Genomic DNA, 24,138 nt, shown 5'->3' with positions numbered 1-24,138 from the left:
AGGGGCGGGTCGCTTCAACATGACCCAGTGAATCAAAAACCCCCGGCAAATGCCAGGGGTTTGTCAGCAGTCTGAGGCGGCCGAAGCCGCCTTTTTGAAAACATCGTCGTCAAAACTTATTCGGCGGGGGTCGCTTCCGCGGCCTTGGCTGCCTCGTCGGCTGCCTTCTTCTCGGCGGCTTCCTTGGCGGCCGTCTCGGCGGCCAGCGCCTGGGCAGCGGCGACCTTCTCGGCCTCGATGCGGGCCTTCTCGGCGTTCAGCGCATCGCGCTCTTCGTCATTGAGCTTGCGGGCGCGCACGCCGGTGTTTTCCGAGATACGGGCCGACTTGCCGCGACGATCGCGCAGGTAATAGAGCTTGGCGCGGCGCACCTTGCCGCGACGCACGATCTCGACGCCTTCGACCATCGGCGAGTAGACCGGGAACACGCGCTCGACGCCTTCACCATAGGAGATCTTGCGGACGGTGAAATTTTCCTGGAAGCCGGCGCCGGAGCGGGCGATGACCACCCCCTCATAGGCCTGGACGCGGGTGCGGGTGCCTTCAGTCACGCGGACCTGGACGCGCACGGTGTCGCCGGGCTGGAATTCGGGAAGCTTGCGCTTGGCTTCGATCTTGGCGGCCTGCTCGGCCTCGAGCTGACGGATGAGATCCATCTTAAAAATCCACTTCTTGTTCTTCCGACAGTCAGAGCGTCCGACACTCGCCTTGCAGTCCCATCGACCGCTCGGCTATGTCCTTTGTCCCTGAGACATTTGTCTCCGAGACATCGGACAGGGGCGACTACACCGTCATTGTTGACGGGTCCGGCGGGTTTTCCAGCCAGTACGGGCGGGCACATACAGCTATTTCGGCGCTTTGTCACGCCCGAACGGTGTATTTTTCGCCGGCATGGCATCATCGTAATCGCGCCGTGCCGGGTTGTATACGTTCCACAAGCTTTCTAAGCAGCGGTAGCACAATTCCAAGCGGCCGCACCATGTCTCTCTTCGACGCCATCCTTCTCTTCCTCGCGGGCTTTCTGTCAGGCGCCGCCAATGCGGTCGCCGGCGGCGGCACCTTCATCACCTTTGGCGCCATGACGTTGGTCGGCCTGCCGCCGATCGTCGCCAACGCGACCTCCTCGGTCACGCAATTTCCAGGCTACGTCACCTCGACGCTGGCCTATTGGGACGACATCCGGCATTTCTGGCGCGGCGCCCTGCTGCTGTGCCTGATATCGGCGGTCGGCGCGCTGGCCGGCGCGCTGATCCTGCTGGCGCTTGACAATCCGTCGTTTCGCGTCCTGGTGCCGTGGCTGCTTCTGGGCGCAACGGCGCTGTTCGCCGCCGGACCTTGGCTGAAGCCGGCGCCGAAACCCGGCCATGAAGCGTCGGTAGGCTCATTCGCCGGTTCGCTCGCGCAATTCGCCACCGCCACCTATGGCGGCTTCTTCGGAGCCGGCATGGGCGTGATGATGCTGGCGACGCTGGGGCTGACGCAAGCCGGCGACTATCACCGGCTGAACGCGCTGAAGAACATGCTGGCCATCGTCATCGCGGCCGTCGCCATTATCGTCTTCGTCTCGGGCGGCGTCGTCGCCTGGCCGCAGGCGATCGTCATGATCCCGGGCGGTGCGCTTGGCGGCTATGCCGGTGTCTGGATCGCCAAACGCGTACCGCAGAACGTGGTGCGCGGCTTCGTCATCGCCGTCGGCCTGTTTCTCGCCTTTTACTATTTCGGCAAAGCATAACCAGCCGACGGGGTGCTCAGTACGCGCTAGTGCCCGACGCGACGGTACTTGTAGTGGTCGCGGATGAATTCGGTGAAGAACCGACCCTTAGAGAAGGCAGCATTGAATTTCGCGAAGGTCTCTGGCTCGACTCCCTCATAGTCATATTGGGTCCCGCTTGGTGCGAACCGCACCGAAAGAACCTTTGTCGAGGGGTCGTAGTCTACGACCGTCAGCAGGTCCGGCCGCCGTTCACCCGTCAGCTTCTCTGCCTCACCGCGCCGCCAGTGCATGATCTTTTTGTGGTTGCCAGAAACCAGGACATCGGGAATCTCCCGTCCTTCGAATTCCTGCGGGCGCGTGTAGTGCGGGTGTTCGAGCAGGCCGTTCTCGAAACTTTCCTCCTCGCCCGACACCGCGTTGCCCATCACGCCGGGCAGCAGCCGCACCACCGCGTCGAGCAGCACGAGCGCTGCCGGCTCGCCGCCCGACAGGATGAAATCGCCGACCGATATTTCTTCCAATGCCCGCGCGTCGATCAACCGCTGGTCGACGCCTTCGAAGCGGCCGCACAGGATGACGGCGCCCGGACCAGCCGCGAGCTCGCGCACACGCGCCTGCGTCAGCGGCTTGCCGCGCGGGCTCATCAGCAGGCGGGGGCGCACATCGCCCGCTGGCGAAGCATGGTCGATCGCCCTGGCCAGCACATCGGCGCGCATCACCATGCCGGCGCCGCCGCCGGCCGGCGTGTCGTCGACGGTGCGGTGCCTGTCGGTGGCGAAGTCGCGGATCTGGATCGCTTCCAGCGACCATGTTCCGGCCTCCAGCGCCCGCCCGGCCAGCGACAGGCCTAGCGGGCCCGGGAACATCTCGGGATAGAGCGTCAGGACCGAAGCGGCAAAACTCACCGGTTGCCCCCGGCATCGCGCGGTCCGCGCGGCCTGCCCTTCGGGTCGAAGCCTTCCTCGCGTGGCGCGTCGCCGTCCTCGTCCCCGACCAGTCCGGCGGCCACCGGGTCGACGCGGACAAAACCCTCGGCGATCGACACCTGCGGCACGGCTGCCTGCGTGAACGGGATCAGCACGCCCTTGCGGCCGGAGAGCGTCACATCGAGGATGTCGCCGCCACCGAAATTGTGCACCGCGACCACCTTGCCGATGGCCGCACCCGTATCGTCCCGGATTTCCAGTCCGATCAGGTCGGCATGGTAGAATTCGTCCTCCTCGCCGTCGTCGGGCAGCATCGAGCGGTCGACGAACAGCTCCGTGCCGGCAAGCGCCTCGGCGGCGTTGCGGTCATTGATGCCCTTGAAGCGGACCACGACGACGGTGTTCGCGGGCCTTATGTCTGTTATCTGGAAGGCACGGCCATCCCTGGCATAGAGCGGCCCATAGTCGGCCAGCGCCATCGGCTCGCCGGTGAAGGTTTTCACCCTGAGTTCGCCCTTGATGCCGTGAGCGGCGCCGATGACAGCCATCTGGACAGGATTTTGCGGTTTGCTCATGGCGCGGTTTTACCTTCGTTATCCACGAGCGAAGCAGGCGCGGAGCGGCTGCGCAGACCCGAGGATCCATTCCGTTACGGTGGCCAAAACACCCGGCAATTCAGAAGAGGCTCACCGGTCTCGTTCCAGCCAATCTCCTAGCCCCGCCGGGCCGGCATTTCAATGACGGGCTCTTCACCGCTTCCTAACCAGGCTGCCCGAAAATGACCGCGAACCGGAACAGGCGCCATGCAGGAATTTCTCATCCCGGCGAAACCCGATCTCCAGGCGGCGCGCGAAAGCTGGCTGAAGATGCTGGCGAGCGAGCGCCGGCTGTCGCCGGAAACCGTCGAGGCCTATGAGCGTGATGTCAGGCAGTTCCTGCATTTCCTCACCGGCCATCTCGGCGGGCCACCCGCCATTTCGGATATCGCCGATCTGCGCCCGGCCGACCTGCGAGGTTTCCTCGCCGCCCGCCGCAACGCCGGCGCCGGCGCCCGCACCCTCGGCCGCGGGCTGGCCGGCATCCGCTCGCTGCTGCGTTTCCTCGAGCGGCGTGGCCTCGCCAATGCGGCGGGTGCCGCCGCATTGCGCGCGCCGCGCCAGCCCAAATCCCTGCCAAAACCGCTGACGGCGAGCGACGCCAAACATGTCGTGTCGGTGGAAGGCCAACTGGCGGAGGAACCCTGGATCGCCGCTCGCAATGCTGCCGTGCTGACGCTGCTCTACGGCTCCGGCCTGCGCATTTCCGAAGCACTCGGCCTCGCCGGCGCCGACCTGGCCTCGGAGGCCGACACCGTGCTGCGCATCACCGGCAAGGGCGGCAAGACGCGGCTGGTGCCGGTGCTGCCGGTCGCGCTCAAGGCGATTGCCGAATACCGCCGGCTCTGCCCCCATCATCTCGATCCGAAGGGCCTGTTGTTTCGCGGCGCGCGCGGCGGCCCGCTCAACCCGGCCATCGTCCAGCGCGACATGGCGAAACTGCGCTCGGCGCTCAACCTGCCCGACACCGCAACGCCGCACGCGCTGCGCCATTCCTTCGCCACGCATCTGCTCGGCCGTGGCGGCGACCTGCGCACCATCCAGGAACTGCTTGGCCACGCCAGCCTGTCGACGACGCAGATCTATACCGGCGTCGACACCGCAAGGCTGCTCGAAATCTACGAATCGGCTCATCCGAGGGCATGAACGCCCGGTGGCCCGCACCGGATCGGGGCTATTGTAAACGTTCGGGATTGGTTGAAACCTTCCCAACTTCGTTATCCCTGGGCGAAGCAGGAGCGAAGCTCCGTCGCGGAGACCCTGGGATCCATGCCGTTACCTTAGCCGAGTGCAGCGGAGCAGAATTCTGCACCGCAGCGGCGCTCGTGTGTCGCGGCATGGATCCTCGGGCCTGCGCCGCGTCGCTACGCTCCTTGCTCCGCCCGTGGATGACGAAGAATGGCCGGTTCCGCCAATCGCTGGGCATGCGCCAATCAACGTCAGCACAGGGCTGATAGCCGGTTAGGACAATTTCGTAACGCCAATTAACCGTTTCGCCGTTTTTTGGTCTTAGGAAAAAACCATGAAACGTGTCATCGCTATGGCCGACCGCGCGGCTTCCGTGTCGCTGAAGCTGCTTGTCGCGCTCAACGCCCTGTTTTTCCTGTCCTTCCTTGCCGTCCTGCTGTTCGCGGCCGGCAGGGCGCATGCGGAAATCCCGACCTGCACCGGCGCCGACATGTTGTCGGCCCTGCAGAAGAGCAGCCCTGCCACCTACAGCAAGATCGAGGCGGACGCCGCCGCCACGCTCAACGGCAAAGGCCTGTTGTGGAAGCTGGAGAAATCAGGCGAACAGCCGTCCTATCTGTTCGGCACCATGCACATGACCGACCCGCGCGTCACCACGCTGCCGGAGGACGCACAAAAGGCCTTTGACGCAGCCGGCACCCTCATCATCGAGACCACCGACGTGCTCGACAAGCAGAAGATGATGACGGCGATGCTCAAGCAGCCGGACCTGATGATGTTCACGGACTCCACCACGCTGTCGTCACTGCTGTCACCCGACGATGCGGCGGCGATGAATGCGGCACTGGACGCGCGTGGCATCCCGCCGGCAACCGTCGCCAAGATGAAGCCATGGATGCTGTCGGCCATGATGGCGCTTCCGGCTTGCGAACTCGCCCGCCAGTCCGGCGGAGCGCCGGTGCTCGACGTCAAGCTGGCGCAGAGCGCCAAGGCGGCCGGCAAGCCGGTGGAAGGATTGGAAACGGCCGAAAGCCAGTTGCGCGCCATGGCCTCGCTGCCGCTCGCCTTTCACATGAAGGGGCTGGTCGACACGCTGAAGCTGGGCGACAAGGTCAATGATATCAACGAGACCATGATCCTGCTCTACCAGCGCGGCGATACAGGCATGTTCTGGCCGCTGTTCCGCGCCGCCATGCCGGAAGAGCAGGACGACCCAGCCGGCTATGCGGCCTTCGAGGAAACCATGATCACCAGCCGCAACAAGGTGATGGTCGACCATGCCGGGCCGATCCTGGCCAAGGGCAACGCCTTCATGGCGGTCGGCGCCCTGCACCTTCCCGGTCCAGAGGGGCTGGTCGAAGATTTCCGCAAAGCCGGTTATACTGTCACCGCCGTCAATTGAGTCGGACGGCAGTGGAGGGGGCCCAAGCGCCGCGTTTCCGGTGTTTTCCTCCCCTAGCGTGAAACCCATTCAACGGTTGCGCGTTGATGGATGTTGATTGATCACTTTCATTTCTCGGAGGACAGATTTATGGCGAACGCACCAAATCCAAACGACCCGTACAATTCGACCACCAATGCTCCGCGGCCGAGCGGCGGCGGCAGCACTTGGCTGATTGCGCTGGTCGTGGTCATCCTGGCGGTTGTAGCGTATTACGTTTTCGGAAGAAGTGGTGAACATCCGACACCCGCCGAGCCACCGGCCGCCAGCACACCGGCCCCGGCGCCCGCACCGGCGGAACCGATGAAGCCTGCTGAACCGGCCAAGCCAGCCGAACCTGCTCCCGCCCCGGCGCCAGCACCCGCGCCGGCTCCAGCGCCAGCTCCTGCGCCAGCCCCGGCTCCGGCACCCGCTCCGGCGCCAGCACCCGCCCAGTAAGCGGCTCAGTGCCAAATCCGAGACGGCCCGCTGAAAAGCGGGCCGTTTTGTTTGGAGCATGCGACAAGCCGGACGGGAACCGCCTCTGCAGGATATTGTCAATGGCAGTGCCGCCCCTCATAGTCCCGCCGAGCATTTCTGCCCGTAAACGGGGAGAAAGAGGCTGGTGCCAGCGCCGGCGCTTCTCTTGCAACGCTGGCAATTGGCGAAACCGCCGGCGGCAGCCAGGGGCAGCGCGACGCTGGCAAACTCTTGCGAGCGCCGCGGAGCAGGGCAGGCGAAGCGTGGCCCGGCGAACCGTTACCTCTAGATGTGGATCGGCTTGAAGAACGTCGCCAGCGCCGCTTCCTTCACCGCTTCCGACGTCGTCGGATGCGCGTGGCAGGTGCGGGCGAGGTCCTCCGACGATCCGCCGAACTCCATCAGCACCGCCGCCTCGTGGATCATTTCGCCGGCGCCGAAGCCGACGATATGCACGCCGAGCACGCGGTCGCTGGCCTTATCGGCAAGGATCTTCACAAAACCGTCCGTGTGCAGCATGGCGCGCGCCCGGCCATTGGCGCTGAACGGAAACTTGCCCACCTTGTAGTCGATGCCGGCCTTCTTCAGCTCTTCCTCGGTCTTGCCGACCGAGGCGATTTCCGGGCTGGTGTAGACGACGCTCGGGATGACGTCGTAGTTCACATGGCCGGCCTGGCCCGCGATGGTTTCGGCCACCGCCACGCCCTCGTCCTCGGCCTTGTGCGCCAACATCGGTCCGGCGATGACGTCGCCGATGGCATAGATGCCGGGCATATTGGTCCTGAGATGACCGTCGGTCTTGACCCGGCCGCGCTCGTCGACCTCCACTCCAGCCTCCTTGAGGCCGAGACTGTCGGCATAGGCACGGCGGCCGGTGGCGATCAGCACGACATCGGCCTCGATCGTCTCGGCCGCCCCACCCTTTACCGGCTCGAAGGTGACGCTGGCGCCCTTCTTGGCCTTGGCGACGCCGGTGACCTTGGCGCCGAGCTTGAACTCGAACCCCTGCTTGGAGAGCATCCGCTGGAACTGCTTGGAGACCTCGCCATCCATGCCGCCGAGGATCGTGTCGAGAAACTCGACCACCGTGACCTTGGCGCCAAGCCGCGCCCAGACCGAGCCGAGCTCGAGCCCGATGACGCCGCCGCCGACCACGACGAGATGGCCGGGAACCTTTTCTAGCGATAGCGCGCCGGTCGACGACACGATCACCTTCTCGTCGAAATCGACCTTGACGCCGGGAATGCCGGCGACATCGGAGCCGGTGGCGATAACGATGTTCTTGGTCTCGATCTCCTCGACCTTGCCGTCCTCGCCGGTCACCGACACCTTGCCGGCCGCGACCACCTTGCCGGTGCCTCGAAAGGAGTCGATCTTGTTCTTCTTGAACAGGAAGGCGACGCCGTTGACGTTCGACGCCACCGTCGTGTCCTTGTGCGTCATCATCTTCTTCAGATTGAGCTTCGGTGCCGGTATCTCGACGCCCAGCGTATCGAAGGAATGGCCGGCCTCGGCGAACATCTCGGAGGCATGGAGCAGCGCCTTGGACGGGATGCAGCCGATGTTGAGGCAGGTGCCGCCGAAGGTCGCGTTCTTCTCGACCACGGCGACCTTAAGCCCGAGCTGTGCCGCCTTGATAGCGCAGACATAGCCGCCTGGTCCCGATCCGATGATAACGACGTCATAAGCCATAATGGTGTCCTTCTCTAGCGGCCGCCGCTGACATTCAGGATCGCGCCCGTCGTATAGGACGCGGCGTCGGATAGAAGATAGAGGACCGCGCTTGCGACTTCATCGGCCGTGCCCGCCCGCTTCATCGGCAGCATGTCCTGCATCCGCGCCACGCGATCGGGCTGACCGCCGGAGGCATGGATTTCGGTGTCGGTGATGCCGGGGCTGACCGCATTGACTCGGATGCCCTCCAGCGCCACCTCGCGCGCCAGGCCGACTGTCATGGTGTCGATCGCGCCCTTGGAGGCGGCGTAGTCGACACATTCGCCGGGCGAACCGAGCCTGGCGGCGGCGGACGAGATGTTGACGATCGCCCCGCCCTTGCCGCCGTGGCGTGTCGACATGCGCTTCACCGCCTCGCGGGCGCAGAGAAACGAACCGACGACATTGATGCGCATCATGCGCTCGAGCCGCGCCACATCCATCTCGTCGACGCGCGCCTTGACGTCGACGATGCCGGCATTGTTGACGAACGCATCGAGCCCGCCGAAGGCGCGGTCCACCGCTTCGAACATGGTTATGATATCGGCCTCGTTGCCGACATCGCCCTTTACCGCGAAAGCCTCCCCGCCGGCGGCCTCGATCTCGGCGACCAGCGCGTCGGCGGCAGCCTTGTTCGAGGCATAATTGACCGCGACCCGATAACCGGCCTTCGATCCGAGCCGGCAGATCGCGGCGCCAATGCCGCGGCTGCCTCCAGTGACCAGCAGAACCTTCCCGCTCATTCCTGGCATCCCTTCAGGGCAAATACATCGGACGGTATTTTCGAAAAGCCGCTGCCGCCAAAGGCGCTGGATTGCCGCAGCACCGGCCCGAGATCAGGCAGGACCAGGGTTTTCGGCGCCTCTATGCCCTCGGCCGGCAACAGGCCGATCGTGCCCTTGTCATCCCCAGTGTAGATGACGCCGCCCCACAATGTGCAGGCGGCAAGCTCCTGGCCGGTGGCATCGCCCTCCGGGCATTTGTACATCAAGGAACCATTCGGCCGAGGAGCCCCTTGCGTCCACATGACGATGCCGCTCAGCACGACATTGTTGTCGAGGACCAACCGAAACGTGTTGGTGACGGTCGCCGATGTGCCTGTCGGGGTAAAGTCGATCTCGCTGCCGCTCGATTCGCCACCGCTCTGGGCGTCGCCATAGACGGCGAGTTCGATTGGACAGGTGGCGAAGGCTGTCGAGCCGGTGAACAGGATCACCGGCGCCCCGGCGGCGCATTTGATCATGACGGATGCCAGGGCGTCGCGCAGCATTAGGCGGCCTACTGGCTTTCGCGGCCGTCGGCGTTTTCCAGCACGCCGAAATCCGTCATCAAAAGCAACGGCTCGCCGGCCGCATTCAATCCCCAGAAAGACGGATAAATCCCATCACCCCAACCACTCCAGAACATCGCAACATTGATCGAGTTACCAGGAACGGGATAGTGCATGACGAACCGGTCCTGGTTGGGCGCGAACTCGGTCGCCAGCACGTCGTCATAGTAATTCTGGTCGGCCTCAAGCTTGTCTTGCTGATCCGACATCAACGCCATCGCCATCTTGTCCATGAACGAACCAAGGCCGGCATCGACGGGATAGCCAAATACCTCGTCGCCCTTCAAGGTCGATGCATCCTGGCCGGGCAAGGTTGCCAGTTCCCAGCGAATTGGCTTGCCGGGCCGGAAACGCAGGACTGCCACAGCAACACGGCCTTGTGCCTCAAGCAGCGAGACCGGGTAGCGCCCCGGTTTGATCTTACGGCTCAATGCTGGCCAGTCGATTCCGGTAGTCAGCGGATCGCAGGCAATGATTTCGCCTGTCGGCAAATCCAGCTCCCCGATCGCAGTGACGGTTATCTCTCGCTCCGCCATTTGCGCTTCGCTCAGGTCGAAGAGGCCGAGATTGCTGCTCGCTTGCGCCGGATTCCATTCGGCCGGCGCGGTCGGCATGGTCATGGAAGTCCAGGGCTCACGCCGCAACATCCGCAGCGCACGGCCTAGCCTGAACCCTAACTCCTCTACCCAGCTGCCCATTGCGGATCAGCTCCGATCACAGATCGAGCACCAGCCGTTCCGGATCCTCCAGGCTTTCCTTGACCCGCACCAGGAAGGTCACCGCTTCCTTGCCGTCGACGATGCGGTGATCATAGCTGAGCGCCAGGTACATCATCGGCCGGATCACGATCTGGCCGCCGACCACGACCGGCCGGTCCTGGATCTTGTGCATGCCGAGGATGCCGGATTGCGGCGCATTGAGGATCGGCGTCGACATCAGCGACCCGTAAACGCCACCGTTGGAGATCGTGAACGTACCGCCCTGCATATCCGCGACCGACAGCTTGCCATCGCGCGCGGCGATTCCCAGCCGGCCGATCTCCTTCTCGATCTCGGCGATGGACATCTGGTCGGCATCGCGCACGACCGGAACCACGAGGCCCTTTTCGGTGCCGACGGCGACGCCGACATGCGCAAAATTCTTGTAGATGATGTCGGTGCCGTCGATCTCGGCGTTGACCGCCGGGATTTCCTTCAGCGCGTGGGTGACGGCCTTGGTGAAGAAGCCCATGAAGCCGAGTTTCACACCGTGCTTCTTCTCGAACACGTCCTTGTACTTGGTCCTGAGCGCCATCACCGCGCTCATGTCGACCTCGTTGAAGGTGGTGAGCATGGCGGCGGTCGACTGCGCTTCCTTGAGCCGGCGCGCGATGGTCTGGCGCAGCTTGGTCATGCGCACGCGCTCCTCGCGTGACGCGTCGTCACCCGAGGAAGGGGCGCGGGCAGCGGCCGGAGCCACCGGAGCAGGCACCGCCTTCGGCGTCTCGGCCGGCTGCGATGGCGCACCCTTGGAGATGGCGTCGAGAACATCGCCCTTCAGCACCTGGCCGCGCTTGCCCGAGCCGGAAAGCTGGTCGACCGACAGATTGTTCTCGGCGATCAATTTCGCAGCCGCCGGCGCCGGCGGCATGGTGCGAGGCTCGACCGGGCCGGCATCGCCGGCGATCTTGGCGGTCTCGGCGGCGGCCTGCTTGGTGGTCTGCGCCGCGTCGGGGCTCGACGCCTGCGCCACCGCCTGCGGCTTGGCCGCCGGCGCGGCCGCGCCTCCAACCGAAATCGAGCCCAGCAATGCGCCGACGCCGACCGTCTCGCCTTCCTTGACGGTGATTTCGCCCAGCGTGCCGGCGGCAGCGGCCGGAACCTCGACCGTCACCTTGTCGGTTTCGAGTTCGACCAGCGGCTCGTCGACGGCAATGGCATCGCCGACCTTCTTGAACCATTTGCCGATGGTCGCCTCGGTGACGGATTCGCCGAGAGTGGGGACGCGGATTTCGGTAGCCATTGTGCCTGTCCGTTGTTCCTGAGTTCTATTCGCCAAGCGCGTCTTCGAGCAAGGCGGCGAGCTGGGCAAGGTGCTTCGACATCAATCCGGTCGCCGGCGACGCGGCCGCCGGGCGGCCGGTGTAGCGCACCCGCTGGTGCTTGGCGTCGATATGCGCCAGCACCCATTCCAGATACGGGTCGATGAACGACCAGGCGCCCATGTTCTTGGGCTCCTCCTGGCACCACACCATCTCGGCATTGCGGAAGCGCGACAATTCGGTGATCAGCGCCTTGGCCGGGAACGGATAGAGCTGTTCGACGCGCAGCAGGTAGATGTCGTTGATGCCGCGCTTCTCGCGCTCCTCGTAGAGGTCGTAATAGACCTTGCCCGAACACAGCACGACGCGGCGGATCTTGCTGTCCTTGACAAGCTTGATCGCCTGGTTGGGCAACAGCTGGGCGTCATCCCACAACAGCCGGTGGAACGAGCTTTCGCCCGACATTTCCGGCAGCGTCGACACTGCCCGCTTGTGGCGCAGCAGCGACTTCGGCGTCATCAGGATCAGCGGCTTGCGGAAGTCGCGCTTCAGCTGCCGGCGCAATATGTGGAAGTAGTTAGCCGGCGTCGTACAATTCGCCACCTGCATGTTGTCTTCGGCGCAAAGCTGCAGGAAGCGCTCCAGCCTGGCCGAGGAATGTTCCGGGCCCTGGCCTTCATACCCATGCGGCAGCAGGCAGACGAGGCCCGACATTCTGAGCCACTTGCGCTCGCCCGACGAGATGAACTGGTCGAACACCACCTGGGCGCCATTGGCGAAGTCGCCGAACTGCGCTTCCCACAGGGTCAGCGCCTTCGGCTCGGCCAGGCTATAGCCATATTCGAAGCCCAGCACCGCCTCTTCCGACAGCATCGAATTGATGACTTCGTAGCCGGCTTGCGCCGCCGACAGATTGTTCAGCGGGATATAGCGGGTCTCGTCGCGCTGGTCGTAGAGCACGGAATGGCGCTGCGAGAAGGTGCCGCGTTCAGAATCCTGCCCCGACAGGCGGATCGGATTGCCGTCCAGCAGGATGGCGCCGAAAGCCAGCGCCTCGGCCGTCGACCAGTCGATGCCTTCGCCGGACTCGATCGCCTCGCGGCGATTCTCGAGGAAGCGGATGATCGTCTTGTGCGCCTCGAAACCCTTCGGCACCTCGGTCAGCTTCTTGCCGATTTCCTTCAGCGTCTTGACCGGCACGGCGGTCTTGCCGCGCCTTTGCTCATCCTGGTTGTCGGCCGTGCGCAGGCCCGACCAGGCGCCGTCCAGCCAGTCGGCCTTGTTGGGCTTGTAGTGCTGGCCGACTTCCCATTCGGATTCCAGATGCGCGCGCCAGTCGGCTTTCATCTTGTCGAATTCGGCCTGGGTGATGTGGCCTTCGGCGATCAGGCGGTCGGCGTAGATCTGCACCGTCGTCTTGTGGGTGCGGATGTTGCGGTACATGATCGGCTGCGTGAAGGCCGGTTCGTCACCCTCATTATGGCCGAAGCGGCGATAGCAGAACATGTCCACGACCACCGGCTTATGGAATTTCATGCGGAATTCGATCGCCACCTTGGTGGCATGGACCACGGCTTCCGGGTCGTCGCCATTGACGTGGAAGATCGGTGCCTCGATCATCTTGGCCACGTCTGACGGATAGGGCGACGAGCGCGAGAAGCGCGGATTGGTGGTGAAGCCGATCTGGTTGTTGATGATGAAATGCAGCGTGCCTGCGACGCGGTGACCGCGCAGGCCGGACAGGCCGAGGATTTCGGCGATCACGCCCTGGCCTGCGAAGGCGGCGTCGCCATGCAGCAGGAGCGGCAGCACCTTGGCCCGTTCCTCCAGCGGCACGATCTCCTCGCGGCCACGGGCGAACAAATAGTCCTGCTTGGCGCGCGCCTTGCCCATCACCACCGGGTCGACGATTTCCAGGTGCGACGGGTTGGCGGTCAGTGACAGATGCACCTTGTTGCCATCGAACTCGCGGTCCGAGGAGGCACCGAGATGGTACTTCACGTCGCCCGAGCCCTCGACCTCGTCGGGGGCGGCCGAACCGCCCTTGAACTCGTGGAAGATGGCGCGATGGGGCTTCGCCATCACCTGGGAGAGCACGTTGAGGCGGCCACGATGGGCCATGCCGAGCACGATTTCCTTCAAGCCGAGCTGCCCACCGCGCTTGACGATCTGCTCCAGCGCCGGGATCAGCGCTTCACCACCGTCGAGGCCGAAGCGCTTGGTGCCCTTGTACTTGACGTCGATGAACTGTTCAAAGCCTTCCGCCTCGACCAGCTTCGACAGGATCGCCTTCTTGCCGGCGGCGGTGAACGAGATTTCCTTGTCCGCGCCTTCGATGCGCGCCTGGATCCAGGCCTTCTCCTCGGGATCGGAGATGTGCATGAATTCGACGCCCAGCGTCGAGCAATAGGTGCGGGTCAGGATTTCCAGCATCTGCCGGATGGTGCCGAATTCGAGCCCGAGCACATTGTCGAGGAAGATCGGCCGATCGTAATCGGCTGCGGTGAAGCCGTAATTCTCCGGCGACAGCTCGTTATAATCCTCGAGCGGCTTGGCGATGCCGAGCGGGTCGAGATTGGCGTGCAGATGGCCGCGCATGCGGAAGGCGCGGATCATCATGATGGCGCGCACCGAATCGCGCGTCGCCTGGTGCACGTCGGCGTCGGACAGCACGACGCCGTTGGTGACCGCCTTGTCCTTGACCTTCTTTTCCAGGTGCTTTTCGACAATGCCCCAATTGCCGTCGAGCGCCGACACCAGTTCGCCGTTGGCCTGCAGCGGCCAGGAAGGCTTTGCCCAGGACGCACCCTTGGCGTTCTTGCGCACATCGCCGGCATCGTCCTTCAGCCCGGCGAAGAACTCCTGCCATTCGGGATTGACCGAGGCGGGATCGTCCTCATACGCCGCGTAGAGCGCGTCGATATAGTCGGCATTGCCGCCATAGAGGAAAGAGGTGAGCGAAAATTGGGCGTTGGTTTGATCTTGTCGTGCCATTTTGCCTAGCGGAGCTCTGCTCCGTTCTCCCTATCGCTAATGCGCCAAAACACGGCTAAGCCGCCACATGCCAAAAGGGTTTGTATGTAGATTGTGTTCCGCGTCGGGCTGCTGCGTTTCCACACTCAAACGATATCGCGGCGCTCCTGCTTCCAGCCCAAACGTCTGACCAGCCAAAAGCTCGGGGCTTTCGTAAAGTTGATACATGTTGAAGCCGCGAAGCAACTTCACGGCAGACTGAAACTCGTCACCTGAAACGATAGCGTCCCAAAGCCCCAGATTACGCATGCCGCAGCTGTAGGTCGTGGTACCGTCCGTGACGGAATCCAAAACCATCAACTCATATATCTCAACAAAACCACCGCTTGTCCGTTCAAGCCATTGATCCGCTGAGAACGCCTTGCCAGCCGTTTCGATCTTCACACCAAGACCGCCGGCCTTGACCAGATGAGCTGCCGCCTTCGCGATGGAAATCGATGTTTCCTTCGTTTGAGGGGCGGTGGAAAGCAGGTAGACGACGCTCTTATGCGAGTCGATCTTTTCGATGACATCCTTACCGAGCCCATTGGCGAGCCCTGCGCTTGCGAAGGCTCTCGTCATGTCCTCGTCGCGATCGCAGAAATCAAACTCGAACGCAGCTTTGCTCGGGCCATGCATCATGACCATCCCGGCGGCGGCATAATCCTCTGAATGCATCGATGCCTGCGCAACAGCGCGCACGAAGGCCGACTTGCCTTCCCACGGGCCAGGTATGCAAACGATGATGCGCTTCTCGTCTTCCATGTCCTGCTCACCGGCACTCGAAAGCTCGACTGCCCACGGTCCTAACCCTTGATGGCTTCCACCAGCGTCGTGCCAAGCCGTGCCGGCGACGGCGAAACTTTTATCCCGGCCGATTCCATCGCCGCGATCTTGTCTTCCGCGCCGCCCTTGCCGCCGGAGATGACCGCGCCCGCATGGCCCATGGTGCGGCCGGCCGGCGCCGTGCGTCCGGCGATGAAGCCGGCCATCGGTTTGCCGCGGCCACGCTTGGCCTCATCCTTGAGGAACTGCGCGGCGTCTTCCTCGGCCGAGCCGCCGATCTCGCCGATCATGATGATCGACTTGGTCTCGTCGTCGGCCAAGAACATCTCGAGCACGTCGATGAACTCGGTGCCCTTGACAGGGTCGCCGCCGATGCCGACGGCGGTGGTCTGGCCGAGGCCGACATTGGTGGTCTGGAACACAGCTTCATAGGTAAGCGTTCCCGAGCGCGAAACAACGCCGACCGAACCCTTGCGGAAGATGTTTCCGGGCATGATGCCGATCTTGCATTCGTCGGGGGTGAGCACGCCCGGGCAGTTGGGGCCGATCAGCCGTGAGGCCGAGCGGTCGAGCCGCGCCTTGACCTTGATCATGTCCATCACCGGAATGCCTTCGGTGATGCAGACGATGAGCGGGATCTCGGCCTCGATGGCTTCGATGATGGCTTCGGCAGCACCCGCCGGCGGCACATAAACGACGGACGCATTGGCGCCGGTCCTTTCCTTGCCTTCGGCAACCGTGGCGAAGATCGGCAGGCTCTCGCCCTTCGATCCGGTCCAGGTCTCGCCACCCTTCTTCGGGTGGATGCCGCCGACCATTTTGGTGCCGTGATAGGCCAGCGCCTGTTCGGTGTGGAACGTGCCGGTCTTGCCGGTCAGGCCTTGCACGAGAACCTTGGTGTTCTTGTCGACGAGAATGGACATTTTTGCGACCTGATCAGTGAGTACGGAAGGGGTTGACGGCGACCACGGAACCGTAAGTCTGCCCGTGATTGAGATCTTCGGTGTAAAGTACCTTGACGCCGAGGCGTTCGGCCGCGGCGATGATTGCGCCGTCCCAATAGGAAATCTGGTACCGTTGCGAATTCTCGATGCCTCGCATCACAACGGCGCTGTCCAGATCCTGGCAGGGCTTCATCGAAATCGCAGCGACCCACTCGGCCGCCTTCGCTGGCGCGAGCACGACCTCCGCTCGTTTGGTCACATTTATGTAGAACTCCTGCAGCACCTGCGCGGAGGTCGAATAGTCTTCCTTGGCAATCAATTCCACGGCGCGTTCATACTTCGCACGCTCGGATTTGTGTCCGATGGCGGCATAGACGAGAACGTTTGTGTCCAGGAAGCACTCAGCGGTCATAGAGATCTTCCCGGTTCCACTTTTTGCTGCCCATATCTCCCGCTGCATCTCCAGCCGCCTCGCGAGCGAGCCGCAGAAGGGCTTGCCGTGCCTCGTCCTTGGCGCGCCGCTTCGCCGCCACTGTCGCGAAAAACTCCCGCACCATGCCGTTGACAGTCGTTCGTTGTTCGGCGGCCGTCAGCTTGACCTGCTCCAGAATCTCGTCCTCGACTGCCAGGGTGATATTCTTCATTTCGTTTCTCCCGCGAATGTTCCACAGTATATGTGTAACTGTGTAGCCATCGCAAGTTCCTCATAACCGCTTCAGATCGGTGACGGTGAGATCGCCCTTGGCATTGCCGGTGTTGAGCGTCGTCGCCGGCTCGAACATCAGCACCACCGGCTCCAGGGTCAGCGAACGCGGCCGGTGCTCGACGCCGCGCGGCACGACGATGAAGTCGCCCTCGCCGAGTTCGACCGGGCCATCGCGGAAATCGATGGCAATGCGGCCGCGCAGCACGAGGAAGGCTTCGTCCTCATGGTCATGCGCATGCCAGTCGAAAACCGCGCCGAACTTGGCGACCTTGGCCTGGCTGTCGTTCACGTCGCCGGCAATATGCGGATCGAAGACCTTGCTGATCTTCCGGTCCGCCGCCTCGACCAGGTTTATCTTGCGCGGGGGCATCCGCTCAGCCCTTCACCGCCTTGACGATCTTCTTGGCCGCGTCGTCGAGATCATCGGCGGAGACGACGTTGAGGCCGCTGTCGTTGATGATCTTCTTGCCGAGCTCGGCATTGGTGCCTTCCAGGCGCACCACCAGCGGCACTTTCAGCCCGACTTCCTTGACCGCGGCGATGACGCCCTCGGCGATGATGTCGCACTTCATGATGCCGCCGAAGATGTTGATCAGGATGCCCTCGACAGCCGGATCCTTGGTGATGATCTTGAAAGCCGCCGTCACCTTCTCCTTCGATGCGCCGCCGCCGACATCGAGGAAATTAGCCGGCTCAGCGCCGTAGAGCTTGATGATGTCCATCGTCGCCATGGCAAGCCCGGCGCCGTTGACCATGCAGCCGATATTGCCGTCGAGCGCGACATAGGCGAGGTCGTATTTCGACGCCTCGATCTCCTTCTCGTCCTCTTCGGTGGTGTCGCGCAGCTCCATCACCTCGGGGTGGCGGAACAGCGCATTGTTGTCGAACGACACTTTTGCGTCGAGCACACGCAAATGCCCATTCTTCATGACGATCAGCGGATTGACCTCGAGCAGGCTCATGTCCTTCTCGACGAAGGCCTTGTAGAGGATCGGGAACAGCGTGGCGCCATCCTCGGCCGCGTCGCCGTCGAGCTTCAGCGCGGCATTGAGCTTCTCCACGTCGTCCGCCGTAACGCCCTTTTCCGGGTCGATGGCGACGGTGATGATCTTTTCCGGCGTGTCATGCGCGACCGCCTCGATGTCCATGCCGCCCTCGGTCGAGACGACGAAGGCGATCCGGCCGACCGAGCGGTCGACAAGGATCGACAGATAGAGCTCGCGCTCGATGTCCGCGCCGTCCTCGATATAGAGCCGGTTGACCTGCTTGCCGGCCGGGCCGGTCTGCTTGGTCACCAACGTGTGGCCGAGCATTTCGTTGGTGTTGGCGACGACTTCGGCAACCGACTTCGCCAGCCGCACGCCGCCCTTGGCGTCGGGGCCGAGTTCCTTGAACTTGCCCTTGCCGCGGCCGCCGGCATGGATCTGGCTCTTCACCACATAGAGCGGACCGGGCAGCGCCTTGGCCGCGGCTTCCGCCTCGCCCGCCTTGAACACCGGCACGCCTTCGGCCACCGGCGCGCCAAAGCTCTTCAGCAGCGCCTTGCCCTGATATTCATGGATGTTCATGGGGAACTGTCTCCAGATCGTTTTGGCGGGGTTTACTTCGAGGCGAGTTGCGGCGCGATCTTGACGCAGGCCTCGGTCAGGCCCTGCACCGCGGCCACCGAGCTATCGAACATCTTCTGCTCGGCCTTCGACAGGTCGATCTCGATGATGCGCTCGACGCCGCCGGCGCCGATCACCACGGGAACGCCGACATAGGTGCCCTTGACGCCATACTGACCAGAAAGGTGTGCCGCGCATGGCAGCACGCGCTTCTTGTCCTTGAGATAGGCTTCCGCCATCGAAATCGCCGAAGCCGCCGGCGCATAATAGGCCGAGCCGGTCTTGAGCAGGCCGACGATCTCGGCGCCGCCGTCGCGGGTGCGCTGCACGATCTGGTCGAGCCTCTCCTTCGAGGTCCAGCCCATCTTGACAAGGTCGGGCAGCGGGATGCCGGCGACCGTCGAATAGCGGATCATCGGCACCATGGAATCGCCGTGGCCACCCAGCACGAAGGCGGTGACGTCCTCGACCGAGACCTTGAATTCCTCGGACAGGAAATAGCGGAAGCGCGACGAGTCGAGCACGCCGGCCATGCCCACCACATGGGTCTTGGGCAGGCCGGAAAACTTCTGCAGCGCCCACACCATGGCGTCGAGCGGGTTGGTGATGCAGATGACGAAGGCCTTCGGCGCGTATTTCTTGAGGCCGGCGCCAACCTGTTCCATGACCTTGAGGTTGATGCCGAGCAGGTCGTCGCGGCTCATGCCCGGCTTGCGCGGTACGCCGGCGGTGACGATGCAGACGTCGGCACCCTCGATGCCGGCATAGTCGTTGACGCCGGTCAGCCGGGAATCAAAGCCGTCGACCGGCGACGACTGCGCGATATCGAGCCCCTTGCCTTGCGGAATGCCCTCGGCGATATCGAACAGGATCACATCGCCGAGATCCTTGAGGCCGATCATATGGGCGAGCGTGCCGCCGATCATGCCCGAGCCGATAAGCGCTATCTTGTTGCGTGCCATGTGAGGATGTTTTCCCTTTGTCTGTGACTGCGCCCAAATCTTTGACGACTTGATGACGACATTGAGGAAGAGGCCGGAAGGATGCGAGAACCGCGAGATTTCGCCGCACCCATAGCCCCGGCGCAAGATAAATTCAAACGATTATTTTGAAGCGAGCATTTTCAATCGGTTAGACCAGTTGGGATTTACGTAAACGTCAAAACTTTATAGGCCGCCTGGGGGAATTTACACAATGACGACCGCGATCAGAAGGCTCTTTCCCGGCGATGACGCCCTTGTGATGCGGGTGGCCGGCGCCGTGTTCGATGAGCCGGTGCGGCCCCTTGCCAGCTATCTCACGCATCGGGCCATTTCATGATCATGGCCCTGGCCGAGGGTGTTGTCGTCGGCCAATGCGCGGCGGTCATCCACCGCCATCCGGACAAGCCGACCGGAGAACTTCGTAAGGCTGCGCCTCGATGTGACGCTCGCAGGTCGCGGAATGGATCCCAGGGTCTGCGCGGCGCTTGCGCCGCTGCGCCCTAGAATGACGAGCTACGCCTGCGCCCGCCCCGCTTCCGCTGGCATCGTCCGCGTCTTCCGCCGCTCCGCCCAATCCTCCAGCCAGTCGCGGCTTTGCATCTCGATAAGCCTTGACGCCGTGCGTTCGAACTCGAACACCTCGACGCCGCGCTTGGCCACGTAAAGCTCTTGCGGCGGCGCCTCGGCGCTCACCACCAGCCGGACATGGTGGTCGTAGAGCGTGTCGATCAAGAGGATGAAGCGCTTGGCTTCGTTGCGCTTGCCTTCCCCCAGCACCGGCACGTGATCGATGAAGACGGTCGAGAAGCGCCCGGCAATGGCCAGGAAATCGCGCGCGCCGAGCGGTTTTTCGCAGAGGTCGGCGAAGGAAAACCGCGCCGCGTCGCCGGCGGCGGCCGGCACCAGCACCTGCCGACCCTTCAGCGCAAGCGATGTCGCCGCCGTCGGCGCGCCGCGCGTCATCGTCCGCCAGGCCTCGTCGAGCGCCCGGTCGGCCGCGGCATTGGCTGGCGTGACATAGACCGGCGTGCGGGCAAGCTTTTCCAGTCGATAGTCCTTGTCGCTGTCGAGCGACAGCACCTGCGCGTGCCGTTCCAGAATGCCAATGAAGGGCAGGAAGAGCTGGCGGTTGAGCCCGTCGCTGTAGAGGTCTTCCGGCGCCACGTTCGAGGTGGCGACCAACACCACGCCATTGGTGAACAGCGCCGAAAAGAGCCTGGACAGGATCATCGCGTCAGCGATGTCGGTGACCGAGAACTCGTCGAAGCACAGCACCCAGGCCTGCTCGGCGAGCGCCTTGGCCACGGGCGGGATCGGATCGTCTTCCCTGACGTCGCCGTTCTTGCGCGCCTGCCGGTGCTTCTGGATGCGGTCCTGCACCTCGGCCATGAAGTCGTTGAAATGGACGCGGCGCTTGCGCCTGACCGGCACCAGCTCGAAGAACATGTCCATCAGCATGGTCTTGCCGCGGCCGACACCGCCATGGATGTAGAGGCCCTTGACGGCCGCATGCGTCTCGCGCTTGCGGGCAAACAGCCAGCCCAGCGCACTGGATTTTTGCGCCAGCCGCTTGGCCGAGATCTCGTCGATCAATCGGTCGAGCGCGGCGGCGATTCTCTCTTGCGCCGCATCGCGCCCGATCACGCCGGTTTCCACCAGATGGTCGTAGCGCTGCCTGACGGTCACATGGGTCTGGAGGCCGTCACGCAGATGCATCGGTCACGTCATTTGTTCAGAGCAGGATGCTCCGGGGAGGACTAGGTGTGTTGAGATTCAGGTCAGGCCAAGCCGAGAATGTCGGCTTTCGAGAACCGGAGCGGAGCGTACTTTTGGGTACGTGGGCTCCGGAAGCGCAGAAAGCCGCCGCTCGCAGGCCGGCATCACCTGAATATCGGCACATCCAGCTACCTTGTAAGCGAAATCGGTTGGCCATTGGAAGTCTGGCCGTCGAATTTCGAACCGCCTGAAGAATAGAGCCGCGCCAGCGAGCCGCCATTCTCGTCATAAAGCGTCAGCTGCTTGCCGGTGACATTCCACGACTTGATGCCGTCGATCGGCGCCGGACAGTGCAGCGGCCCGGCGCGGAAGCCGGCGCCGAACTTGGTCTGCGGCGTCGCAATCTTGCAGCTCTGGCCGGAAACGCTGGCATTCCACACGCCCGCGACGCTTGCCGCGTTAAGGTCCGCGGCACCGGCGGGCGCGGAGCCGTCCGGCGGCAGCGAAGCCACTTGCGTGTTCTGCGGCGCGGTCGGGAACTGCGACGGGTCGGTGGTGCCGGGCGAAGCCGGCGGCGGCAATTGGTTGGAGGTCACCTGGCCGGAAGGCGCCGGCTGCAGCGGCGCCGGCTGCTGTTCGTCCATCGACGAGAATCGCGAGGTCGTACAGCCGCTTGCAAAAAGCGCAGCCAGGGATACAGCCACCAGGCCGCTTTTCGAAAAATTCATTACCACCTCCGTCGGATCCGGCTGGGGGGAACGCCGTCCGCGCAATCTCACCTCCACCAAAATGGAGAAGGTGGCGAAATTTCAACCCGATATGGTTAAAATAGGGTTTGCAGCAGGATTTGTTGCAGATTTATCACATAATGCGTCTCGCCAAAAATGCGTAGCGATTTTGGGACTACGGCATGCGTCAAATGATCCAAGCGACGTATGGCCAGTTGGCAGCCCGAAGTAGCCAAGGTGCCGCCCTGACCGATGGCATTCGGCCGGCAAACGCTTGCGCCAGGCGAGGCAGGGCCTATGTCAGGGAAACGAACCCCGCCGGAGCAAAGACTTGATCGCGAGAAAGAGAGCCGCCAATCGCTACTACAGCGGCCCGTCCAGCGACCATTTCGACGGCATCTTGTTCTTCAATCCCGATGGCAAGCCGCCTGGCCGCTTTGCCGATCTCCTGAAATGGAAGCTGAATGGCCGGCGCTCGAAATGGCCGGCGGCGCAGCCGAGCCCGTTTCAGCAGGCAAGGCCGGCTGCACGGGTGGAAGGCTCCGATCTGAAGGTTACCATGGTCGGCCATTCCACATTGCTGATCCAAACGGCTGGCCTGAACATCCTCACCGATCCGGTCTGGTCGCAGCGCTCGTCGCCGTTTTCCTTCGCCGGTCCCAAACGCGTCAGTCCGCCAGGCATCGCTTTCGCCGACCTGCCGCCGATCGACCTCGTGCTGGTCAGCCACAATCACTATGACCATCTCGACCTCGCCACGCTGAAGCGGCTGAAGGAAACGCACGACCCGTTGGTGATGACACCGCTCGGCAACGACACCATCATCAACGCCGCCGTGCCCGGCATGCGGCTGACGGCGCATGACTGGGGCGACAGGATCGCCGTTGGAGATGGCACCGCCATCCACGTCGAACCCGCGCATCACTGGTCGGCGCGCGGCGCCCGCGACCGGCGTATGGCGCTGTGGGCCGGCTTCGTCATCGAGACACCAGGCGGAAAGATCTATTTCGCCGGCGACACCGGCTTCCATGAAGGCATTAACTACCGGCTGATCGCCGGGAAGCATGACGGCTTCCGCTTCGCCATCCTGCCGATCGGCGCCTATGAGCCGCGCTGGTTCATGGCGCCGCAGCACCAGAACCCGGAGGAGGCGGTGCAAGGCATGCTTTTGTGCAACGCCGCCTTGGCCGCGGGTTGCCACTGGGGCACCTTTCAGCTCACCGACGAGTCGTTCGACGAGCCGGTTCGCAAGCTGGCCGAAGCACTGGACGATCAAGGCATCTCGCGGGAGCGCTTTCGCGCCTTGCGGCCCGGCGAGGTATGGGACGTGCCTTGAGGCGCATCGGCGATTGCCATTTACGCCGTGGCTGTTTTGCCCCACGATGCCGGCTCAAAGGAACGGAGAGGCGTCTCGTGAAAATAATCCTGGCAGCCCTGCTCGCCACCGCCATCTGCACGCCGGCGGCTTTCGCGGGCGAAATCAGCGACCGGGCCGCCGAGGCCGAGAAGTTGCTCCAGTCAGGGGATGGCTCCGGCGCGATGGAAAAATTCAACAGCGCCGAGGAAGCCTTCTGGAAGGCGATGCCGCTTGGCGTGCTGAACGTCAAGCAGGTGGACAGCGCCACCGGCTTCGGCATCTACGGCGAACGAGCCAATCACATCTATAAGCCCGGCGAGAAGATCGCCCTGTACATGGAACCCGTCGGCTATGGTTATGGCTCGGACGGGCTCGGCAACAGCTCCATTGCGCTTTCGGTCGACATCACCGTCGTCTCCGCCGCGGGACAAACGCTGGGCACGATGGAGAAGGTTGGCCGTGTGCAAGTCGCCTCGCGCTCGCACAACCGCGAGTTGTTCTTCAAGCTGGACCTCTCGCTCGATGGCCTGCCGCCCGGCAAATATCGCTGCGACTTCCTCATGCATGACGAGAATTCGGCCAAGACGGCGCCGTTCAGCACCGATATCGAGATCGCCGGCTAATTTCGTAGCCTGGAACCCAAATGCCATGGGGACGTTTTCATACGCTTTCAAAAATCCGACGTCTGAGGCATCCCCATGATCAAATGGATCATCATTCTTCTCATCATCGCCGCCGCGGCGAGCCTGCTCGGCATGCCGGCGCTCGCGGGAGCCGCGGCCACCGGCGCGCGCGTCCTCATCGGCATCGTTCTGATCATCTTCCTGCTGGTGGTGCTTGGCATCTTCGCGGTGACGTAGGGCCGGCGCCTTCAGCGCGGCTGAACACGCTGGCAGACTGGTAATTCCCGCC

25 protein-coding genes and 1 pseudogene are annotated in these 24,138 nt (G+C 63.4%); 7 read left to right on the top strand and 19 right to left on the bottom strand.

Annotation, left to right across the window (positions count from 1 at the left end):
- Window positions 1-116: 116 nt before the first annotated feature.
- Window positions 117-656, bottom strand: coding sequence for a 50S ribosomal protein L19 (gene rplS, locus FJ938_RS18410; protein ID WP_137930413.1), 540 nt, complete (start codon window positions 654-656; stop codon window positions 117-119).
- 323 nt (window positions 657-979) lie between these two features.
- Here rplS and FJ938_RS18405 point away from each other — a divergent pair, with 323 nt between their 5' ends.
- Window positions 980-1,732 carry a sulfite exporter TauE/SafE family protein gene (locus FJ938_RS18405; RefSeq protein ID WP_140696074.1) on the top strand — a complete coding sequence of 251 codons (753 nt, stop codon included), beginning with the start codon at window positions 980-982 and terminating at the stop codon, window positions 1,730-1,732.
- Window positions 1,733-1,758: 26 nt separating this feature from the next.
- Here the strand turns inward: FJ938_RS18405 and FJ938_RS30005 are convergent, their stop codons facing one another.
- From FJ938_RS30005 to rimM, 3 genes and pseudogenes are all read right to left on the bottom strand, one after another.
- Window positions 1,759-1,947 (bottom strand): KTSC domain-containing protein, encoded by a 189-nt coding sequence (locus FJ938_RS30005; RefSeq protein WP_281409101.1) that lies wholly within the window; start codon window positions 1,945-1,947, stop codon window positions 1,759-1,761.
- Window positions 1,945-2,619 (bottom strand): annotated as a pseudogene (trmD, locus tag FJ938_RS18400) (tRNA (guanosine(37)-N1)-methyltransferase TrmD); the annotation flags it as partial. The pseudogene trmD and the gene FJ938_RS30005, both read right to left, overlap by 3 nt.
- Window positions 2,616-3,215: a ribosome maturation factor RimM gene (gene rimM / locus FJ938_RS18395; protein ID WP_140696068.1), complete on the bottom strand. Its 600-nt coding sequence runs from the start codon at window positions 3,213-3,215 to the stop codon at window positions 2,616-2,618. The gene rimM and the pseudogene trmD, both read right to left, overlap by 4 nt.
- A gap of 228 nt (window positions 3,216-3,443) precedes the next feature.
- Here rimM and FJ938_RS18390 point away from each other — a divergent pair, with 228 nt between their 5' ends.
- The gene (locus FJ938_RS18390; protein WP_140696065.1) at window positions 3,444-4,382 is read left to right on the top strand and encodes a tyrosine recombinase XerC; all 939 of its coding nucleotides are present in this window, start codon (window positions 3,444-3,446) and stop codon (window positions 4,380-4,382) included.
- Between the two features lie 376 nt (window positions 4,383-4,758).
- Complete coding sequence (locus tag FJ938_RS18385; protein ID WP_140696062.1) at window positions 4,759-5,826, top strand: TraB/GumN family protein; 1,068 nt, start codon at window positions 4,759-4,761, stop codon at window positions 5,824-5,826.
- A gap of 783 nt (window positions 5,827-6,609) precedes the next feature.
- Here the strand turns inward: FJ938_RS18385 and lpdA are convergent.
- The 13 genes from lpdA to mdh all read right to left on the bottom strand — a co-directional run bounded on the left by lpdA (window position 6,610) and on the right by mdh (window position 19,404).
- A complete protein-coding gene (gene lpdA / locus FJ938_RS18375) occupies window positions 6,610-8,016 on the bottom strand; it encodes a dihydrolipoyl dehydrogenase (RefSeq protein ID WP_140612894.1) in 1,407 nt (468 codons plus the stop codon).
- Window positions 8,017-8,030: 14 nt separating this feature from the next.
- Window positions 8,031-8,780 carry an SDR family oxidoreductase gene (locus FJ938_RS18370; protein WP_140696059.1) on the bottom strand — a complete coding sequence of 250 codons (750 nt, stop codon included), beginning with the start codon at window positions 8,778-8,780 and terminating at the stop codon, window positions 8,031-8,033.
- Window positions 8,777-9,280, bottom strand: coding sequence for a hypothetical protein (locus FJ938_RS18365; RefSeq protein WP_140696086.1), 504 nt, complete (start codon window positions 9,278-9,280; stop codon window positions 8,777-8,779). The genes FJ938_RS18370 and FJ938_RS18365 overlap by 4 nt, the downstream gene beginning before the upstream one ends.
- Before the next feature lie 35 nt (window positions 9,281-9,315).
- Complete coding sequence (locus FJ938_RS18360) at window positions 9,316-9,987, bottom strand: DUF4241 domain-containing protein (protein ID WP_246673398.1); 672 nt, start codon at window positions 9,985-9,987, stop codon at window positions 9,316-9,318.
- A gap of 94 nt (window positions 9,988-10,081) precedes the next feature.
- Window positions 10,082-11,368 carry a 2-oxoglutarate dehydrogenase complex dihydrolipoyllysine-residue succinyltransferase gene (odhB, locus tag FJ938_RS18355; RefSeq protein WP_140612898.1) on the bottom strand — a complete coding sequence of 429 codons (1,287 nt, stop codon included), beginning with the start codon at window positions 11,366-11,368 and terminating at the stop codon, window positions 10,082-10,084.
- Window positions 11,369-11,393: 25 nt separating this feature from the next.
- On the bottom strand, window positions 11,394-14,381 hold the full coding sequence (locus FJ938_RS18350) for a 2-oxoglutarate dehydrogenase E1 component (RefSeq protein ID WP_140696053.1): 2,988 nt from the start codon (window positions 14,379-14,381) through the stop codon (window positions 11,394-11,396).
- Between the two features lie 36 nt (window positions 14,382-14,417).
- Entirely contained in the window at window positions 14,418-15,164 is a 747-nt protein-coding gene (locus FJ938_RS18345) for a hypothetical protein (RefSeq protein ID WP_140696050.1), read from the bottom strand.
- Between the two features lie 41 nt (window positions 15,165-15,205).
- Window positions 15,206-16,108, bottom strand: coding sequence for a succinate--CoA ligase subunit alpha (gene sucD, locus FJ938_RS18340; RefSeq protein WP_140612901.1), 903 nt, complete (start codon window positions 16,106-16,108; stop codon window positions 15,206-15,208).
- A 13-nt stretch (window positions 16,109-16,121) separates the two neighbouring features.
- A complete protein-coding gene (locus tag FJ938_RS18335) occupies window positions 16,122-16,541 on the bottom strand; it encodes a PIN domain-containing protein (RefSeq protein ID WP_140696048.1) in 420 nt (139 codons plus the stop codon).
- Window positions 16,531-16,773 carry a hypothetical protein gene (locus FJ938_RS18330; RefSeq protein WP_140696045.1) on the bottom strand — a complete coding sequence of 81 codons (243 nt, stop codon included), beginning with the start codon at window positions 16,771-16,773 and terminating at the stop codon, window positions 16,531-16,533. Before FJ938_RS18330 ends, FJ938_RS18335 begins: the two co-directional genes overlap by 11 nt.
- Window positions 16,774-16,833: 60 nt before the next feature.
- On the bottom strand, window positions 16,834-17,205 hold the full coding sequence (locus FJ938_RS18325; protein WP_140696042.1) for a cupin domain-containing protein: 372 nt from the start codon (window positions 17,203-17,205) through the stop codon (window positions 16,834-16,836).
- Window positions 17,206-17,209: 4 nt separating this feature from the next.
- Window positions 17,210-18,403, bottom strand: coding sequence for an ADP-forming succinate--CoA ligase subunit beta (sucC, locus tag FJ938_RS18320; protein WP_140696040.1), 1,194 nt, complete (start codon window positions 18,401-18,403; stop codon window positions 17,210-17,212).
- 32 nt (window positions 18,404-18,435) lie between these two features.
- Window positions 18,436-19,404, bottom strand: a complete 969-nt coding sequence (gene mdh / locus FJ938_RS18315) for a malate dehydrogenase (protein WP_140696038.1) — start codon at window positions 19,402-19,404, stop codon at window positions 18,436-18,438.
- 232 nt (window positions 19,405-19,636) lie between these two features.
- Here mdh and FJ938_RS30305 point away from each other — a divergent pair, with 232 nt between their 5' ends.
- Window positions 19,637-19,762 carry a hypothetical protein gene (locus FJ938_RS30305; RefSeq protein WP_281409100.1) on the top strand — a complete coding sequence of 42 codons (126 nt, stop codon included), beginning with the start codon at window positions 19,637-19,639 and terminating at the stop codon, window positions 19,760-19,762.
- 176 nt (window positions 19,763-19,938) lie between these two features.
- Here FJ938_RS30305 and zapE read toward each other — a convergent pair whose 3' ends face one another.
- Together zapE and FJ938_RS18300 are read right to left on the bottom strand one after the other, a co-directional pair.
- A complete protein-coding gene (gene zapE / locus FJ938_RS18305) occupies window positions 19,939-21,141 on the bottom strand; it encodes a cell division protein ZapE (RefSeq protein ID WP_140696037.1) in 1,203 nt (400 codons plus the stop codon).
- Between the two features lie 188 nt (window positions 21,142-21,329).
- Window positions 21,330-21,869, bottom strand: coding sequence for a protease inhibitor Inh/omp19 family protein (locus FJ938_RS18300; protein ID WP_140696035.1), 540 nt, complete (start codon window positions 21,867-21,869; stop codon window positions 21,330-21,332).
- Window positions 21,870-22,200: 331 nt separating this feature from the next.
- Between FJ938_RS18300 and FJ938_RS18295 the strand changes: the two genes are divergently transcribed.
- From FJ938_RS18295 to FJ938_RS18285, 3 genes are all read left to right on the top strand, one after another.
- Window positions 22,201-23,205 (top strand): MBL fold metallo-hydrolase, encoded by a 1,005-nt coding sequence (locus FJ938_RS18295; RefSeq protein WP_140696033.1) that lies wholly within the window; start codon window positions 22,201-22,203, stop codon window positions 23,203-23,205.
- A gap of 77 nt (window positions 23,206-23,282) precedes the next feature.
- Window positions 23,283-23,849, top strand: coding sequence for a hypothetical protein (locus FJ938_RS18290; protein ID WP_140696030.1), 567 nt, complete (start codon window positions 23,283-23,285; stop codon window positions 23,847-23,849).
- A gap of 75 nt (window positions 23,850-23,924) precedes the next feature.
- A complete protein-coding gene (locus FJ938_RS18285) occupies window positions 23,925-24,086 on the top strand; it encodes a DUF1328 family protein (RefSeq protein ID WP_140696027.1) in 162 nt (53 codons plus the stop codon).
- Window positions 24,087-24,138: the final 52 nt, after the last annotated feature.

It is taken from the genome of Mesorhizobium sp. B2-4-14, assembly GCF_006442155.1.
GTDB lineage: Bacteria > Pseudomonadota > Alphaproteobacteria > Rhizobiales > Rhizobiaceae > Mesorhizobium.
This window is presented reverse-complemented; position numbering and strand designations above follow the sequence as displayed.

Coding starts and splice junctions, on each gene's coding strand:
- rplS (WP_137930413.1), bottom strand. CDS start 656: ATGGATCTCATCCGTCAGCTCGAGGCCGAGCAGGCCGCCAAGATCGAA.
- FJ938_RS18405 (WP_140696074.1), top strand. CDS start 980: ATGTCTCTCTTCGACGCCATCCTTCTCTTCCTCGCGGGCTTTCTGTCA.
- rimM (WP_140696068.1), bottom strand. CDS start 3,215: ATGAGCAAACCGCAAAATCCTGTCCAGATGGCTGTCATCGGCGCCGCT.
- FJ938_RS18390 (WP_140696065.1), top strand. CDS start 3,444: ATGCAGGAATTTCTCATCCCGGCGAAACCCGATCTCCAGGCGGCGCGC.
- FJ938_RS18385 (WP_140696062.1), top strand. CDS start 4,759: ATGAAACGTGTCATCGCTATGGCCGACCGCGCGGCTTCCGTGTCGCTG.
- lpdA (WP_140612894.1), bottom strand. CDS start 8,016: ATGGCTTATGACGTCGTTATCATCGGATCGGGACCAGGCGGCTATGTC.
- FJ938_RS18370 (WP_140696059.1), bottom strand. CDS start 8,780: ATGAGCGGGAAGGTTCTGCTGGTCACTGGAGGCAGCCGCGGCATTGGC.
- FJ938_RS18365 (WP_140696086.1), bottom strand. CDS start 9,280: ATGATCAAATGCGCCGCCGGGGCGCCGGTGATCCTGTTCACCGGCTCG.
- FJ938_RS18360 (WP_246673398.1), bottom strand. CDS start 9,987: ATGACCATGCCGACCGCGCCGGCCGAATGGAATCCGGCGCAAGCGAGC.
- odhB (WP_140612898.1), bottom strand. CDS start 11,368: ATGGCTACCGAAATCCGCGTCCCCACTCTCGGCGAATCCGTCACCGAG.
- FJ938_RS18350 (WP_140696053.1), bottom strand. CDS start 14,381: ATGGCACGACAAGATCAAACCAACGCCCAATTTTCGCTCACCTCTTTC.
- FJ938_RS18345 (WP_140696050.1), bottom strand. CDS start 15,164: ATGGAAGACGAGAAGCGCATCATCGTTTGCATACCTGGCCCGTGGGAA.
- sucD (WP_140612901.1), bottom strand. CDS start 16,108: ATGTCCATTCTCGTCGACAAGAACACCAAGGTTCTCGTGCAAGGCCTG.
- FJ938_RS18335 (WP_140696048.1), bottom strand. CDS start 16,541: ATGACCGCTGAGTGCTTCCTGGACACAAACGTTCTCGTCTATGCCGCC.
- FJ938_RS18330 (WP_140696045.1), bottom strand. CDS start 16,773: ATGAAGAATATCACCCTGGCAGTCGAGGACGAGATTCTGGAGCAGGTC.
- FJ938_RS18325 (WP_140696042.1), bottom strand. CDS start 17,205: ATGCCCCCGCGCAAGATAAACCTGGTCGAGGCGGCGGACCGGAAGATC.
- sucC (WP_140696040.1), bottom strand. CDS start 18,403: ATGAACATCCATGAATATCAGGGCAAGGCGCTGCTGAAGAGCTTTGGC.
- mdh (WP_140696038.1), bottom strand. CDS start 19,404: ATGGCACGCAACAAGATAGCGCTTATCGGCTCGGGCATGATCGGCGGC.
- FJ938_RS30305 (WP_281409100.1), top strand. CDS start 19,637: ATGACGACCGCGATCAGAAGGCTCTTTCCCGGCGATGACGCCCTTGTG.
- zapE (WP_140696037.1), bottom strand. CDS start 21,141: ATGCATCTGCGTGACGGCCTCCAGACCCATGTGACCGTCAGGCAGCGC.
- FJ938_RS18300 (WP_140696035.1), bottom strand. CDS start 21,869: ATGAATTTTTCGAAAAGCGGCCTGGTGGCTGTATCCCTGGCTGCGCTT.
- FJ938_RS18285 (WP_140696027.1), top strand. CDS start 23,925: ATGATCAAATGGATCATCATTCTTCTCATCATCGCCGCCGCGGCGAGC.